12 protein-coding genes are annotated in these 16,849 nt (G+C 46.4%); 2 read left to right on the forward strand and 10 right to left on the reverse strand.

What is annotated here, in order from left to right:
• Positions 1-145 precede the first annotated feature (145 nt).
• Positions 146-2,677 carry a DNA gyrase/topoisomerase IV subunit A gene (locus tag PSE7367_RS04200; RefSeq protein ID WP_015164121.1) on the forward strand — a complete coding sequence of 844 codons (2,532 nt, stop codon included), beginning with the start codon at positions 146-148 and terminating at the stop codon, positions 2,675-2,677.
• Between the two features lie 413 nt (positions 2,678-3,090).
• Here PSE7367_RS04200 and PSE7367_RS04210 read toward each other — a convergent pair whose 3' ends face one another.
• Complete coding sequence (locus tag PSE7367_RS04210; protein ID WP_015164122.1) at positions 3,091-5,127, reverse strand: Calx-beta domain-containing protein; 2,037 nt, start codon at positions 5,125-5,127, stop codon at positions 3,091-3,093.
• A gap of 940 nt (positions 5,128-6,067) precedes the next feature.
• On the opposite strand from PSE7367_RS04210, the gene PSE7367_RS04215 reads away from it, so the two are divergent.
• Positions 6,068-7,204 (forward strand): class I SAM-dependent methyltransferase, encoded by a 1,137-nt coding sequence (locus tag PSE7367_RS04215; protein ID WP_015164123.1) that lies wholly within the window; start codon positions 6,068-6,070, stop codon positions 7,202-7,204.
• A 74-nt stretch (positions 7,205-7,278) separates the two neighbouring features.
• Here the strand turns inward: PSE7367_RS04215 and PSE7367_RS04220 are convergent, their stop codons facing one another.
• The 9 genes from PSE7367_RS04220 to PSE7367_RS04260 form a co-directional block, all read right to left on the reverse strand.
• Entirely contained in the window at positions 7,279-7,941 is a 663-nt protein-coding gene (locus PSE7367_RS04220; protein WP_015164124.1) for a V4R domain-containing protein, read from the reverse strand.
• Positions 7,942-7,979: 38 nt separating this feature from the next.
• Positions 7,980-8,438 (reverse strand): globin family protein, encoded by a 459-nt coding sequence (locus PSE7367_RS04225; protein ID WP_015164125.1) that lies wholly within the window; start codon positions 8,436-8,438, stop codon positions 7,980-7,982.
• A 244-nt stretch (positions 8,439-8,682) separates the two neighbouring features.
• Positions 8,683-9,006, reverse strand: coding sequence for a hypothetical protein (locus PSE7367_RS04230; RefSeq protein WP_156800339.1), 324 nt, complete (start codon positions 9,004-9,006; stop codon positions 8,683-8,685).
• Between the two features lie 5 nt (positions 9,007-9,011).
• Positions 9,012-9,692: a V4R domain-containing protein gene (locus PSE7367_RS04235; RefSeq protein WP_015164127.1), complete on the reverse strand. Its 681-nt coding sequence runs from the start codon at positions 9,690-9,692 to the stop codon at positions 9,012-9,014.
• A gap of 842 nt (positions 9,693-10,534) precedes the next feature.
• On the reverse strand, positions 10,535-11,017 hold the full coding sequence (locus PSE7367_RS04240; RefSeq protein WP_015164128.1) for a 2Fe-2S iron-sulfur cluster-binding protein: 483 nt from the start codon (positions 11,015-11,017) through the stop codon (positions 10,535-10,537).
• Between the two features lie 300 nt (positions 11,018-11,317).
• Entirely contained in the window at positions 11,318-11,650 is a 333-nt protein-coding gene (locus PSE7367_RS04245; RefSeq protein ID WP_015164129.1) for a DUF5684 domain-containing protein, read from the reverse strand.
• A gap of 244 nt (positions 11,651-11,894) precedes the next feature.
• Entirely contained in the window at positions 11,895-13,487 is a 1,593-nt protein-coding gene (locus tag PSE7367_RS04250; RefSeq protein ID WP_015164130.1) for an anthranilate synthase component I family protein, read from the reverse strand.
• 548 nt (positions 13,488-14,035) lie between these two features.
• The gene (locus PSE7367_RS04255; RefSeq protein ID WP_015164131.1) at positions 14,036-14,482 is read right to left on the reverse strand and encodes a photosystem I reaction center subunit II PsaD; all 447 of its coding nucleotides are present in this window, start codon (positions 14,480-14,482) and stop codon (positions 14,036-14,038) included.
• A 229-nt stretch (positions 14,483-14,711) separates the two neighbouring features.
• Entirely contained in the window at positions 14,712-16,535 is a 1,824-nt protein-coding gene (locus PSE7367_RS04260) for a response regulator (RefSeq protein WP_015164132.1), read from the reverse strand.
• Positions 16,536-16,849 lie beyond the last annotated feature (314 nt).

Raw genomic sequence — 16,849 nt, forward strand, 5'->3', positions numbered from 1 at the left:
TACCAAATTGGGCAAATCTAAATTAACCCTTGACTTAGCAATGGTTGAGCCGCTAGTTTAGCAGCTTTGTAAGCAACGATTGAAAATCCAAAATTTTCCATAATTTCGATAATTTAGAAATAAGGCAACCGGGAGCAACACCCCTATGGCAAAGCGGTCAAAACAATTGAATCTCCTCGCTTCGGAAGCACCCCAAGGACAGATTATCCCTACATCTTTGTACTCAGAGATGCAGCAATCCTACCTTGAGTATGCAATGAGCGTAATTGTGGGGCGGGCTTTGCCAGATGTGCGCGATGGCCTCAAGCCAGTGCATCGGCGGATCATTTTTGCCATGCATGAGCTGGGACTGGTGCCCGATCGCCCCTACCGCAAATGTGCCAGGGTGGTCGGTGATGTGTTGGGTAAATACCATCCCCACGGCGATCAATCGGTCTATGATGCGCTGGTGCGATTGGTGCAGGATTTTTCCAGTCGTTATCCACTGTTGGCGGGGCATGGCAACTTTGGCTCGGTAGACAATGACCCAGCGGCGGCAATGCGCTACACTGAATGCCGTTTAGCCCCGGTTGGCCATGAAGCCCTGCTCAGCAACATCAACGAAGACGTAATTGATTTTACCGATAACTTTGATGGCTCCCAGCAGGAACCGCTGGTTTTGCCAGCCCAGTTGCCCATGCTGTTGCTCAATGGTGCAGCGGGGATCGCAGTGGGGATGGCCACTAATATTCCGCCCCATAACCTCTCTGAAGTGGTGGATGGTTTGATTGCCCTGATCGATCGCCCCCATTTGGCTGATGCTGAATTATTTAAACTAATCCCTGGCCCTGATTTTCCCACCGGTGGCTTGATTATTGAGAATGCTGGTATCCATGATGCCTACACCAAAGGTCGAGGTAGCATTACGATCCGGGGCATCGCCAGCGTTGAGACAGTGCGCGGTAAGGGCAGGCGATCGCGGGTGGCGATTATTGTAACCGAGTTGCCCTATCAGGTGAATAAGGCGGCCTGGATCGAAAAGATCGCCGATCTGGCCAATAACAACAAGCTAGATGGCATTTCTGATATTCGGGACGAAAGCGATCGCACCGGGATGCGAGTGGTAATCGAGCTCAAAAAAGAAGTCAATCCAGAGGTGATGCTAGAGCAGTTATATCGCCAGACTGCTTTGCAGATGAACTTTGGCGCAATCATGCTGGCGCTGAGTGGTTCCCAGCCCAAGCAAATGCCCCTGCGGGATATTTTGCAAGAATTTATTAGTTTCCGCGAAGAAACCCTCACCCGTCGCTATCGCTATGAACTGAATCAGGCTCAGGATCGCCTGCATATTGTTGAAGGGCTGGTTACGGTTCTAGCCGCGATCGATGAAGTAATTCAAATTATTCGCACCAGTGCCGACACTGCAACTGCCAAAGCGAGTTTAGCCGATCGCTATGCGCTTTCGGATACCCAAACCAGCGCGATTCTGGCGATGCCGTTGCGCCGCTTGACCGGAATGGAGCAACAAAATCTGCATGATGAAATGGTTGAATTGGGCGAGACGATCGCCAAACTGTCAGTTTTACTGGGCGATCGCCATGAGTTGCTCAAAAGCCTCAAAAAAGATTTGCGTCAACTCAAGAAAAAACATGGTGATGAGCGGCGAACCCGGATTATATCCCTGGCGGATGTGGCTAATAATGGTCATGGTGATGATGGTGAGCCAGAGTTGAGTTTATCCGGCATGTTGGAGTTGCCACCGGAAGATGCCTTAGTCCAGCTCAATCATAAGGGCTATATCAAACGGCTTGATCCCGATAGCCGATCGGCCAAAACAGCAATGTCCCAGGCTAGCGCCGATGATCTGCCGATCGCCACCTATCAAACCCGCACCGATGAAGATTTAATTGTGCTGACCGCTGAGGCCAAAGCTTTTACTCTGCCGGTGAGTGATATTCCGCTCAGTCGCACTGCTCGCAGCAAGGGCACGCCATTAATTACATTGCTGCCAGATGCAGTGGATCAAATTGTGACTCAATTGGCCTGGGATCGCCAAGCCGAAACCGATGCCAGCCTGGTAATGTTGACCAAGCAAGCCAAAATTAAGCGATCGCCTCTGACCGAATTTAGTGGTATTAATTCCCGTGGTTTGATTGCAGCCAAGCTCAAGGACAAAGATGCGCTCTTCTGGGCTGAGGTGCTCGGCCAAGATCAGCAAATGGCGATCGCTACCAGTGGTGGTCGGGTGTTGCGATTGATGACCGATGAAGAACAAATTCCTACCCTTTCGCGCACCGCGATCGGCAATCAGGCCATGCGCCTCGGTCGGGCTGAATCGTTGGCTGGGGTGGCGGCGTTTAATTTGGAAACTACTCCTGAGTTGCTGCTGATCACCGCCAAAGGATACGCCAAACGGGTCAGAGCCAGTTCGATCCGCCTTGCCACCAGGGGCAACATTGGCACTCAGGCGATCTCCTACAAAGTTAAAGGTGACTCGCTAATCGCAATTATGGCGATCGCCACTGAAACTGAGATGGCTGTTACTTTATTAGTGAGTGGTGCGGGCGATAACCCAGAGACTAGATTGGTGCAAATTGAGCTGGCTAAAATTCCGCTGGAACCAGCCAATGGCCAGGGCAAGGCGATCGCTAAGCTGGCCAAGGATGAACATGTGGCTCAGGTCGCACTTTTAGGCTAGGGGTCTAGCTATTCAAACGGGGTGACCAATAGCTTAGCTTGTGAATGAGAGCTATACACCACTCTGTGCTCAAAGTTTGAATTTGAGGGAGTCTTTAACAACCTCCAAATCGCTATGACTCAAATTATTACAACTATCACAGGAAAATCCCATTGCGGCTTTAGCGATCGTTTCTCATCGATCTATATAGTTTGCAATGGTAGTTGATCTAGCTTTCGGTAAAGCAACCAAACGATCGTTATGTTTGCCAAAGAGGTTTCTTGAAGCCGCACCAGATTACCTCGGCCAAAAAACTAAACCGATCGCCCACTCCCCTATAGCAAAAGCCAAGCAAGCGATCGGTGATCCAACTGTGATCCAAACTAAAGCATCACCTAAGCAATGCAGCTAACTGATCTATAACTAATAACTAGCTAGACAAAGCTAATATCTGCGCCACTGAAGTTGGCCGCCAGGAAGTTATCCAAAAGAGCCACGATCGTTTCGGTGCCATCATAGCCTGCAACACCATTCTCGATGTAGACGATCGCATCGCCAAGAAGAGTATCGGCATTAATCTCACCAGCCGCATTGCCAAAGGCAGTACCGATCGATGAATCAATCTGGAGCAGATCAATATTGTCTTCAAAAAGACGAATCACATCTGAGCTGTTGGGATTAGTGGTCAGTTCACCTAAATTGCTGTAGATAAACAAATCAGAGCCACCATTGCCATTCAGATCATCGCTACCCAGACCGCCTTCGAGGGTGTCATTACCCAGGCCACCAAGCAAAATATCGCCGCCATTATCACCCATCAGCATGTCGTTGCCATTATTACCAACCAGCGAATCAACACCACCGCCACCGGATAGATCATCATTGCCGGCCTGGCCAGCGATCCGCTCGTTTGCACCACCAAAGATACTGTTGAAGGTGAAATCAGTGGCATCGGGGGCATCGTTATCATCAATATTAACGGTTGCTGCTACGCCAGCAGGCACATAATTCACGCCATCAACCACCGAAACAACCACACTTTCAGCGGGAGTTTCGCCCGTGTTAATATCATCGATCGGCTCCACCGCAATATCCACAAAGGTTTGACCATCAGGGATTGTAACTGTGGTATCAATCGTGTCATAGTCAGCGCCATTGGTTGCCGTACCATCAATTTGCAAGGTCACTTCCAGATCGCCGTTGGTGCCGCCAGTGCGGGTAACGCGGAAAGTACCAGTGCTTTGGGGAGGATTGCCAGATTCTGCTGCGACATCATCGATCGCCGTGACGCTCACTGTAAATTCTTCATCATCAAGAATTTCAACCGTAGCCGCATCATCACTGCCATCAACGTTATAGCTAGCATCTTCTTCCAGGGCGATCGAAACAGTTTCGGTGCCTTCCACCAGAGCATCATCGATCGGCTCAACGGTAACATCTACCGATGATTCACCTGCCGGAACAATAATTGTCGTAATTTCGGTATAGTCAGTGCCATTAACTGCCGTACCACCGATCGTAAAACTAACCTCTAGCGGATCGGTAGTATCACCTGTCCGAGTAACCGTAAAGGTAGCATTATCAGCGCCTTCGGTGGCCGTATCATCTGTAGCAGTGATTGAGACCACGGGAGTAGGATCACTACCACCACTGGAACCACCACTGTCAGTGCCACCATCAGTGCCACTATCAGTGCCACCGTCAGTAAAGCCATTGGTGCCGCCATCTGTACCACCGTCAGTGCCGCCATCTGTGCCACTACCGCCATCGGTGCCACTATCTGTACCACCGCCAGAACCGCCGTCAGTGCCGCTACCACTGCCATCAATGCGTGGGTCTTGTCCGGGGGGAAAGATTTCCTTCGGTACCCGTGCTACTTCAAAATCTTCGATCGACAAACCACCAGTAAAGCCCTGCAACACCGCCAGTCTTTCGCCCGTATCCATTGCCGTGATCACGGTATCACCATTGATCTCATCAAAGATCAAATTATTAAAGGCATCATTGAGGACTACATCCAGGTTACTCTCTGGGTCTAAATCAGTAATCAACCAGATTTCATCAGTACCCCTACGGAAATCAGTGATTACATCGGCTTCCTGGATCGTGCTGCCACCAGTGCCATCACCGATCGCAAAGGCATCAATGCCATCGCCACCAGTTAATGTATCGGCACCGCGATCGCCAAACAAGACATCATCACCCAAATTACCAAAAATCAAATCATTGCCCTGGCCGCCAAAGGCAGTATCGTTACCCTGACCACCAAAGAGAGTATCTTCCCCCTTATTACCATTGATGCAGTCGTTGCCTGTGTTGCCATTGATGTTGTCATTGCCATCAAAGCCACGCACCGTGTCTAGTCCATTGAACCCACGAATACAATCGGCATCACCGCCACCGTCAATAAAATCGTTGTCGGCACCACCATCAATAAAGTTGAAGCTATTTGCTAGTTCGCCAGTTGCCATCTTTCCAAATCCCCTATGTAGATTAATACGTCATTAATACGTTAAGTAAATATCGAGTAAATATCTGCCGATATCTTCAAGCACTGTTACTAATTAAACCTCACGCCTGCACCCATGACACTAATTGCAACCTTGTAAAACCGAACATGGTAACAAGAGAATTCAGAAGCTCAGCCGTTGATTTGCCACCGAGACAAGCGATTTAATTATTAAATAAAACCCAGCATGATTAATCTAAACTAATTTAGACACAGCATGAGCACAGTGCTGGTTAAAACTCCCCCTGCGATAACTCTAGTGATTCGGTAACTTAACCGCTAGAATCGCCAGTTAAAATCTGCAAGGCTACTTGCACAAAACAGATTAAGTTATGCAAAGCCCTTTTGCTATGTATCCATCTAAGTAGGCTAGCTGAGATAAGCAAGCTACAGCATTAACAATTCATGCGGTTGTTGCTACAAGTTTCAGAACGTATTATTACCTAAACCTGCGGATCAGTGGTGATTTGGTGTATTGTGCCGATCGCCACGCCATAACTGAGCCAAGTGGGTTAGATTTGCCAGTGCGGATGCAATAAAAATTCAAGGGATTACAGCATATCTAATCCTAAGCAGGTAAAAGCTCTCTGAATATGGATTTACAGCATTCAATTGGTTTGATGATTCGAGGATTAGGAATCGCCTTAATCAATCAAAACTAAACGATCGCTATCAATTTTTAGAACTACACTGCGAAATACTAACTATTTAGCGATCGCCCCTGCAATCAGATCTAGCTAGAGATGGTTACTGATGCTGGTCGTTAACTTACAATAAGTATAATTAAGTAACCTAAAGACAGGGCTTAAGTGCAACTTGGTAGAGCTGCTGCTAGCCACTTAAATTCTTTCCATCTTATTCAATCTTAAAGACAAAAACAGTTATTTCAATTTGCTACATATATGCTGGATATTTTCACTAAATTAGCTTATCAAGCATTTCAAGAAAGTAAGGGTTACTTTGGTCTAGCCCACAAGACGATCGCCACGCAGGTGATGCAAACGGTCTATCCAGATCTAACTAACCGTGATCAGTCGCTTTCACCTAAATCGATCGTGGAGCTGCAAAAGCGCAAAGCAGTTTTATTCGATCGTGACTTGCAAGATGCTGAACGGGGCATATATCCAGTCGAGATTTTGTTTGATAACGCCTGGGATGATTTCTTTTTCTATTACCCACTGGTTTGCTTGGATTCGCCCAGGATCTGGGAGCGACGGCGCAACAATCAAAATCAAGAATTTCCCGCCAATATTAATACCGACGGCTATCCTAAGTATTACCTCCAAAATTTCCACCATCAAACCGATGGCTACCTCAGTGATTGGTCGGCTAACCTCTACGATCTACAGGTGGATATTTTGTTTAATGGTACGGCGGATGCGATGCGGCGACGCATTTTGGCTCCCTTAGTGGATGGCCTGAAGCGGTTTGCTGACGATGTACCTGCCCATCAAACCAGAATTTTGGATGTAGCTTGTGGTACGGGGCGCACCCTCAAGTTTGTGCGATCGGCGCTGCCCCAGGCTTCTTTGTTTGGTTGCGATCTCTCTGCGGCTTATTTGCGCAAGGCGAATCAAATGCTGAGTAAGGAGCCAGGTTTGTTGCCACAGTTATTGCAGGCCAACGGCGAAGATTTGCCCTATGTGGATAATTATTTCCATGCGGTGGTGAGTGTATTTTTGTTCCACGAACTGCCAGGGCAGGCCAGACAAAATGTAATTAATGAATGCTTCCGGGTGGTGCAACCAGGCGGCCAGTTGATTATTTGCGATTCAATTCAGCTCAGCGACTCACCGGAACTAGAGGCGATGATGGCTGGCTTCTTCAAGAACTTCCATGAGCCCTATTACCGTGAGTATATTCACGATGATATTGGTCAACGCCTCACTGATGCTGGGTTTGAAGATGTGAGCATGGAGACCTGTTTCTTTAGTAATTACTGGGTGGCGCAGAAACCAATTGAACCAATTGAACCAATCGAGGTAAAGCAAGCCAGGGACAATGCTGGTTTGTCGAAAGAATTGGTGGGTTCAGTATAGATAGTGATCGCGCTTTAATCTCTAGTATCTCTATGATCCAGGGCAGGCAAGATCCTTGATGATTTGATCGAGGGTTACTGGCTAATTAAATTTTGCATGATCGTCTCGTGATCGGTTTGAGTTTCGATCATTTTTTCCACCGATTTCAAGCGATCGGGCAGGCCAATCACAAAGCGATTGCAATCTGAGCCGATCGACTCACCGGATATCTGTTCAGCCAGCAGCTCTCTGCCCGTGAGGCGGCTAAAGAAAGAAGTGAGAATACCAGCTTCGAGGTAGCAACTGGGTCGATCGGGGGTTACCTCAAGCTGCTTGGCATAGGGGGAGTTGTAGGTTTTGACTACAATGAAGCCTTTGTTTTGGTAAGTGGGATCAAATTCTAGCTTGCCCCAGCCGTGGGTTTTCCAGCATTCCTTCAGGCACTGCACAAAAGTAAGCATGTCCATTTCGGCGATCGCCATGTCGTAGTATTCGGAGATCGACTCACTAAAGCGAACATAGAAATTTTTACCCCACCAGGTGCCGCAATTAAATAACACCAATCGTGCCGCCTGTCCGGTCTCTTTTTCCAGCCCCTTATACAAAGAAGTAATCAGGGTGTCGGGGATGGCAAGGAGGCGATCGCCCCGGCGATTTTCTAGCAAACCCAGTTCTAAATCACCACGCACATAAGCGTTGTAATCAAAGTAATTACCGGGCACATAGGTATCTTGTAGGAGGCTAGCAACGGAGATCATGATTGTTCCTCAACCAAACAATGGATAAAGTGAATAAATTAATAAATTAAAGTAACCTGTGCCGCCGTAATCAATGGTTGCATCAGAGCCAGTTGGTCGGCATTTAGCTCCTGGCGTAACACCTGATTCAAATTTTTATAGAGCGAATCATTCACCTTCCGCATACTTGGCTGTGACATCACTTGCTCTAGCCAGCCGAGTAATCGCTCCTTTAAAAAGCCCTCATCATTCAGCAACATCCCCATCGCGCAATAGCGCATTACCAGGGCCAGGTTTCTGATCCCCTTTTCAATGTTTGGGGTTTCATCACTGGGCAAATCCTCAACCACCCGATCGGCCACCGCTTGCATAATCGGAATTTCCCGATCGCGCAATTGTCTATATAGCTGCAACCTGGTTGGCAAAGACTGCACATAGCGATCGAGGGCATCTAGTTCATTTGCCTTCAAATAGCGTTCTTGCGCCCGATCGATTAATTCTTTTACTTTGGCATCCATGATCAAATTAAGAGTTTATATGTAGATCTTTAACATTCAGGCATTGGCTAAATTATTAATTTAAAAATGCTTCAATGTTTTGCATCAATAGCGATCAAAAGCTAGATTAAGAATTAGTAGCTTAAGCTCAGAATTGGTAAGGCCAATTAATTGGTCAATTAGCCTCGATCGCCAAGCCCGATGATCACGACCCAATCTAGCTGTGCTTAATGTACTTAATGTGCTTAGCTAACCAGTTTCTAACCTAGAAAAACTGGGAAATGTCATCCAAGAAATCATCCAAAGTATCACTCCTGTCTTCCGGCGAGCCAATGTTATCAGTTGTGGCCTGTGGCACTGCACCAATTTCACCCACCCCAGACCAGGGAATCGCCGCAAAGTATTTTTGGACTGGTAATTCCATGCTCAAGGTAGTAACAACATTAAGAGCTGGACTGCCATCCTGTTGTTGAGTTACCGCCGCTACGGCGATCGGCATATTCTCCCAATTGACCGCTTTCCAGAAGCTCAGCACAGTTTGGTCTTGCCACCCATCTGCCATATTAGCTGCCGCACTATTCGCCGTCATAACCATTATTTCAATAGCTCTCCATTGCGCAGACGGGATTCAATATCTCGGCTTGTCGCTCCTTCGTTCATCCAAAAAGAAGCCGCATCAATGCGATCGTGGCCACCCAACAAGAACTTACAGAAGTTTTCACCCATTGAATAGCACTGAATCTCGATGCATTCCAGTTGTTTTTTGACCAGCGAGCTAAAGAAGCCAGAAAACAAACCCGCATAAATATGACAAACCGGCTTACCCACATCCCCCAGGGTACGTGCCACGGCTGAGTCATAGATGCTAATGAACATAAACCCCTGACGGCGATCGCTCATATCAATATTCCAGCGTCCCCAGCCCTGGGAAGTAAATGGCCACCACCAGGTTTCCAGCAAGAAAGACAGGTTGGTCTGGCGAATACCGCGATTGAACTCTTTCTCAAACCATTGCTCAAAAAACTCGGCATCCTGCCTGCCCCACTCACAGCCGATCGTATACATCACCGCTGCCGAAGCCTCACCCACTTCTTCTTCTAAGCCCTCTTGCAAACCAATAATGAAATCTTCGCTGGTGAAAATATTGCGTAAGCCATTCCAGTCTCTAATTAAGCCTTGCTCTGGATCGGGCTTAAAAAAGTCCTCCAGACTATAGTGATTATGTCGTCTCAGACTTTCTAGATTATTAGTGGGTTTCTCGGTAGCCGCGACCATGTTACTTCATACTCCTGTAATTTATGACTTAATAACTTACTTAACTACTTACTTAACTTAAATATACAAATATTTTTAAATCACCCGTCTGATCGGTTTGCACTACCCCATCTCTGGAGTCAGGCTATTTGATATAGTTTGATAACCACCAAAAGGAAAGTTTAGGGCTTTATTTATGTAATAGTATGTTCAAAAAATGTATGTTCAAAAAATAAATATTTCTTTGCTGTTAAAAATTGGATTTTAAATTGATTAAATTGATTAATTAGTTAGCTAACCCAGCCAAGTAAATAAAGTTTTTGATTTTATCGATCGCTTAAATGCAAAACCAAATTGCCAGAATTCAATAACTTGCCCTAACTAAGCATTAGTCCCTTAATCTTAATACTCTATACTCTGCTCTATTTAGCTTAATATAATGCCTAGACTCAAATAGTATGCATGAATTAAGAAATTAAGATCGGTAGTTTAGGAAGCGAGAAAGCAATAAACCCAATTGACGAAGATTTAGGTGATCGCCTTAAACAAGAAAATTGCTCTATATCTAAATTACCCAGAATTAAACTATCCAAACCAAACTACCCAAACTACTAAGTATGCTTAAGCAAATAGAAAAATAAGCAAATAGTAATTAAACAATTTAAAAGCATTTTGAACCGAATTGGATATTCGACACATTAACTAGGTCAAAAGTAGGAGATCAGCAGATTAGGTACGATCGATATGTAGCCAGACTCCCCTATCCTACTCAAAACTAATATTCTGACAGGTATCCCCCCATCCAGCAGATGTGGCATAAGTAGACCATAATTGCCTTCCAGCCACATAAAAAATTTTAGCAATCAAGCTTCTGAGGTGTTGGCCATCTGTTCAGAAACGCGGAAATTAGTATCGCCTAGTTGCCTAACCACCGATCGAGTGATCAACTGGCCAACTTCTACTAGGGTTTGCCCCGTAATCGGACTCAGTAATGGTCTTTCACAACGCCTGCCAATCAGCGCCTCAATATCTTCGATCGACTGGACATAGGTACCAACCGGCATTTCCACCACAATCCCTTCCGCCATTACCTTGGCCTGACAGGCAAGGCGAGAATTTGGTTTACAGGTGGTAATGACTTCCAATGATCTTTGTTCACGCCGTCCCATCGGGCTGAGCGATTCCATCCCTTCCATAATATAGACATGGCAGGTGGCACACATCCCCCGCCCTCCACATTCTTTCAGAATGGAAAGATCATCACGGATTAACCCCGACAAAAGCGCACCGTTAGTGGCTACTTCTGCTTCCTCAGCGATCGGTTCGATCTGAATTCGTTTTGCCATTGTTTCAACGTTTTAAGGTTAATTATTGATGCTAACCAGTCCCTAAACATCAGTCTAGCTCAATTGCTTTAGGAAAATTATTATTTAGCCACCGGATTTTGATAAAAACCTATCTGCAATTATAAACATGGCTTAATTGAGCTAATAAATATCAATTAAGTAAACTTGCTCTATTCTTTAGTGCAGATCTGTGACGCTCAACTAATTTCAATATGATCGATCAAAATTCAGGCAAATTATATGAAATAGAGGTTTAAGTGACTACCAGAATTTGGTTGGCTAGTAGTGTATCTGCCAGGATTAAGCATTTGGATCGTAAGTAGCATCGCCAAATGCCAACAGCAGATAGAAAATCACAGACAGAAAAATCATACCGATCGCAAACCATACCCCTTTACCGAATTTGCGGGCAATGTCCAGGGTAATCATGACCACAATCACCAAATTGACGAATGGGATCAGTAGCAGCAAAAACCACCATCCAGGTCTACCTGCGATCTGAATAATTTGATAGACATTCCAAAATGGGATGATTGAATACCAGCCTGGTCGACCAGCCTTCTGAAAAATAACCCACCATGCGATCAGCGAAACAATCCCAACGATCAGGCCAATTGTTTGTTCAGCATCCATTTTCTTAGTTTTCCCATATACGAATATGTGGTTATTTTCTCATTACATGAGCCATATTATTACTAAGCTTGATTTATTAACTTCGACTAGAAAAGCTGATTAACGCAAGAGCCCAGGAAGAGCCCAAGATGAGTAGCATTTGAGCTAGATATCTCTACCCGCCCTGATCGACCAATTTGAGTACATTAAATATATGGATCTGGACAAGGAACCGATCGAAAATAGCTATTTAGGATATTGCCGACTAGGCCAAGCAGCGAATCGATTCCAGCATCCCCCTGGCCTTGTTCAGTGTCTCTTGATATTCCCGTTCTGGGTCTGAATCCGCCACCACTCCTGCACCAGCCTGGACACTAACCACGCCATTTTGAGCGATCATGGTACGAATTGTGATCGCGGTGTTGAGCTGACCATCAAAGTCATAATAACCATACGCGCCTGCATAGGCACCACGCCGATCGCCTTCTAGTTCATGGATAATCTCCATCGCTCTAATTTTGGGTGCGCCGCTGACGGTTCCGGCCGGGAAGCAGGCTTGCAAAAGATTCCACACCGTTTTGTGATCTTGCAAATTACCCACCACATTGCTGACAATGTGCATCACATGGGAATAACGCTCGATTACCATCAATTCATCCACCACCACCGTGCCACTCTGGCAGACCCGCCCCAGGTCATTGCGCCCCAGATCCACCAGCATCACATGCTCCGCCACCTCCTTGGGATCGGCCAGTAAATCCTTGGCATAGGCATCATCTTCCGCCACTGTTTTGCCCCGTGGTCTGGTGCCAGCGATCGGCCTGAGCACAGCCTTAGTAATCTGCTCATTTTTGGGATCTTTGTCGGCACGTACCATCACTTCGGGACTAGAGCCAATTAATTGCCAATCACCAAAATTAATATAGGCCATGTAGGGCGAAGGATTAATTAGCCGTAGCGATCGATAGAGATTAAAGGGATCGCCGCCAAACGGTGTAGATAGCCGTTGGGAAAGCACCACCTGGAAAATATCCCCCGCTTTGATATATTCCTTGGCTTTGCTAACTGACGCGCAGAAGTCATCATGGTCAATATTACTGGTGAATTCCAGCGGTGGTTGCTGAGCCGGATCAACCCAATTGATCGCTGTTTTTTGCCGATCGAGCGGTGTGCGTAGCTTCCCAACCAGAGTTTTCACCCGATCGCAAGCATCTGTGTAGGCCAACTCAGGATCATTTTGATCGCGCAAATCCGCATAGGCGATCACCCAGATTTTGCGGGTCACCTGGTCAAAAATTAGTAGACTGTCTACCTGCATCCACAGACCATCGGGCAAGTTGTCATAGCTACCGACGGCAGGATCAGACGTATTAACCAGAGGTTCTGTAGTGGTTTCAGCATCATGATCAGGATTTGTGGCAAAACCATATTCCTGGGCGGCATAAACTGGCACCCTTGGCTCGATCCATTTAATTAGTTCATAGCCCCAGAAACCCACCAAACCACTAATACTGGCAGGCAGTTGCGGCAGCTTAACCGGATGTATGGTGGCAAGACTGGTAGCAAGATGCTCGAAGGGATTGCCAATCAGGTTGTGGCGATCGCCATTCCGAAAAGTTTGCACGATCCGATCGCCCCTGGCTTCCAGCGTCCAGAGCGGATCGCACCCCAACAGGCTATAGCGACCCAAAACACCGCTTTCCACTGATTCTAATAAAAAGCCATATTTTCTACCCTGACAAACGTGATACCAGGCGGCCACTGGGGTATCCAGGTCGGCTACTAATTCTTGGTAAACGGGCACAAAATTACCCTGCTGAGCAAGCTGACAAAACTGGGAGTAGTCTGGGAATGGCATAGATTGCTTAAAGAGGCTTAAGAATGCTTAAAGCTAAAAATATAGAAGCCAGAGGCTAATCTGACTTCTATCTATTTTGAATCAAGTTGTAAATTAATATGCAAAAATTTAAGGCTTGATCTGACCTAATTTTTGCAGTTCGCTGCTAGTTGCTAAAAATATGGCAAAGCGATCGCTAACAGCAATGGCTTCATACTTTTTATCTAACGATTTACTTGCGGTTTGGGCAACTAATACGATCGCATTTGGCTCAGGCGTAATTGATCGAGATAGCTCGATCGGGCAAAATTTCAGGTTAAGTCAGATAATAAATAAAATGATAACTAAGTAACCTGAATAGCTGATCTAATTAACTGCAAATTTTAGTTGCAAATGCATCCTGACAAGCTATTTTTACCACTACGCTGATTGAATCAAATTCGATCTCAAATTCGATCGATTGCCCAAAGAGCGATCGTTAAAATCAAAGGTACTAAGCCGCAACTAGGCCGATCGCCGCACTATTTTTTAACACTAATCAATGATAGTTAAATGCTTAACGAAGGCATTTAGACATCATGGGTTGCATTATCAGTAAACTTGACCGAGATGGGGTTAGGATTGTCGCCAATCTTGCGCATCTTGGTGCCAACCTGTTCTCTACCTTCGTTGACCCGCTCAGGGAACACGCCGTCTTTGGGATGCAGATGAACAGTATCACCATTGGGGAACTCACGGGAGATCCTGTAATCGGTGATCTTGAACTTTCTTAGTTGCGTACCCAAGGCCAGGGCTTGTTCTTTTTTAGCAAAGGACAAGATGTTTGCTCCGGCGTGCATGGTGGCAGCGCCAGCGGTAGGCATCTCGAATACCTGTTCTTTTTTACTAGTCCAGGTAATCAGATACTTTTCTTCGGTACTTGCAGAACCGAGGAGTCCACCTGTGCTTCCGCCCCATACTGGGACTTTGGCTTCAGGGGGTGCTTCTTGCTGAACTTCTTGTGTTTCTTCCGACATCTATATTTCTCCAGAGAAACGCCGTTTATTATCTTTGGGTTCAAGATATCACTCTGGGGGGCGTGGAAAGTTAGTTAGCTAATATAACTTAATCTTCCTTTACTTAAATCTTCTTTACAAAACATTTTTTTGCTGATGACTCTGACTTTATGGCGCGGCAGCTAGAATCCAGGCGATCGCTTGCCGCAAATCTCCTTCTATGGTCTGGGAAACTTAAAATCTTCAGAAATTATGGCTCTGCCGCCTTCTGCGCAGGCAAATAGCGCCCATTGCCATTAGCCTCAGACTTAGCCACCCGATCGACCAGGGGGATCACATCCGCCGCCGGCTTATCGGGATTGTTAGCAACAGCACTACGATCGTCATCATGCTCAGATTGATCAGCAGATAGGTCGCCATTCAATTGCTCTGGTTGCTCCTGCTCGTGATCAACTAGCGGCAACTGATCAGGCAAATACCTGTCGATCGTACTTAAAATCTGATCCGCCTTGATCGGCTTATTAATATATTCACTGGTACGCACGCACCGGGCATGGATGCGATCGATGATGCCACGATTGCTAGTCAGCATCACCACGGGCAGGTTCTTAAACCCAGGTAGCTTGCGCAATTGGCTACAAACCTGGAATCCAGTTGCCCCTGGCATAATTAAATCTAGAAAAATTAAGCTGGGCGGCTCGGCTCGCAAAGTGGCGATCGCCTTGAGCGGATCTTCAATATACACAAACCGATAGCCAGCCTTGGTAATGATGTCTCGCATCAGCAAACCGATCGCCCTGCTGTCATCAATGCAGGCAATTAAGGGTGGTTGTTGCTGGCCAGGTTGAATTTCTTGGGAAGATGAATCTAGTTCTACTTCATCGGGATCCAGAAAAGCAATTTTTAATTCCTGGAACTTAGAAGCATTGGCAGCTTTACGGCGTTGATGCCAGCGATTCTGTTGATCGTTCATCTTCTCTCGTTGATGTATGGATAACTTGCGCTTAGCCGAAAACTTCGCGGTTGGATGCTTAGGAATAGCTTCTCTTTTGGGCTCAGGGGTAGCTACTATTTCCGGGGCAGCCTTAATTTCCAATTCGATCGCCTTGGGTTTAGCTGGCTCTGGCTGTTGGGCGACGACAGGAGGACTGGCCACTGCGACTGGTTCTGATTTTTGGGGTTGCTCTAATTGCTTAGTGGGCATAGATTCCTGCGGTTCAGGTGCTGGCTTAGTTTTAGCTTGTGGCGATCGACTTACCTGGCTAGGATCATCTTCAACTTCTACCAATTCAATCCAACCACGCCGGATATAGGGCAGTAGGGACTTGCTAATCCGCAGTAAATCTTTCTTCATCAAACAGGCCAGATCGCGGAGGCTGCGATCGCCATTGAAGCCCTTGCAAAAGCTGCGATATACCTGCTCGGAGGTATGCTGCTTAACCTTGTCTTGAGCCCGTAATAGTGGCGCATGATTAGGGTTGCACAGCCCCAATTTTGCGGCTTGCCATTCCTGCCATTTTTGATCGGCGGCGGCAAAGATCGGTGACGGCTGCCATACCAGGCCAGTTAATGGCGTATTCTCGATCGGCCAGAGAAAATTTGCACCGGCATATACAGTTTGATAGAGGGTAGTTTCCTGGGTCTCCTGCTGCAAAATATCAAAACACACTTCGGCAATGCTGGCTTCGATTATTTGTTGGATTGGCTTCAGCGCCACCAGCTTTTTTTGCAACAGTAATTGCAGTAAGTAATAGTCCCAGTAGGTTTCATGGCCAGCAGTATCAAGCGATCGACGATCGGCCAAATTCAATTGTGGTACAAACCGAACCAGATTCCGACGCGATCGGCGATATACATCCTTACCGCCAGTGGCCCAAACAATCCGCCCCTTGGCAAAAAATATACTCCACTTGCAATCCTGCAAAGAACTGTGGACATCAAGTCTGCCGCTGAAGAACTTTTGGCCGTGACGCAGTAAATGGTACCCCAGGCTATCAAGCTCGCCCCGACGCGATCGTAGCAATTCAGAAACATCCGGCGTGGAATGGGAATTCCGGGCTTTGTCGCTTATCACAATCTTTATTCCCCAGCACAGTCTTAGGCTTGGATACTAACAAATGCTGGAGAAGTATGAAATCGGCAATATAGCTGAATTACAGCAATTTGCGACCTTGTCCTAGGCCAGACGATCGCTCTGGCGTGATTAAGCTAGATTTTGAGGGCTAGCTTTCATTTATGCCTCAACTGTTGCTAGCTCGATCATACATTCGTACATTGCTTATCACTAGTTGGTGATTCTGCGTAGTAATTGCTGGGGTTGAGCAAAAGAATTGTTATAGCCAAACAAATGCAAAAATATTTCTGTGACAAATAGAAGGATTGATATAA

The organism is Pseudanabaena sp. PCC 7367, from assembly GCF_000317065.1.
Classification (GTDB): Bacteria; Cyanobacteriota; Cyanobacteriia; order Pseudanabaenales; family Pseudanabaenaceae; genus Thalassoporum; species Thalassoporum mexicanum.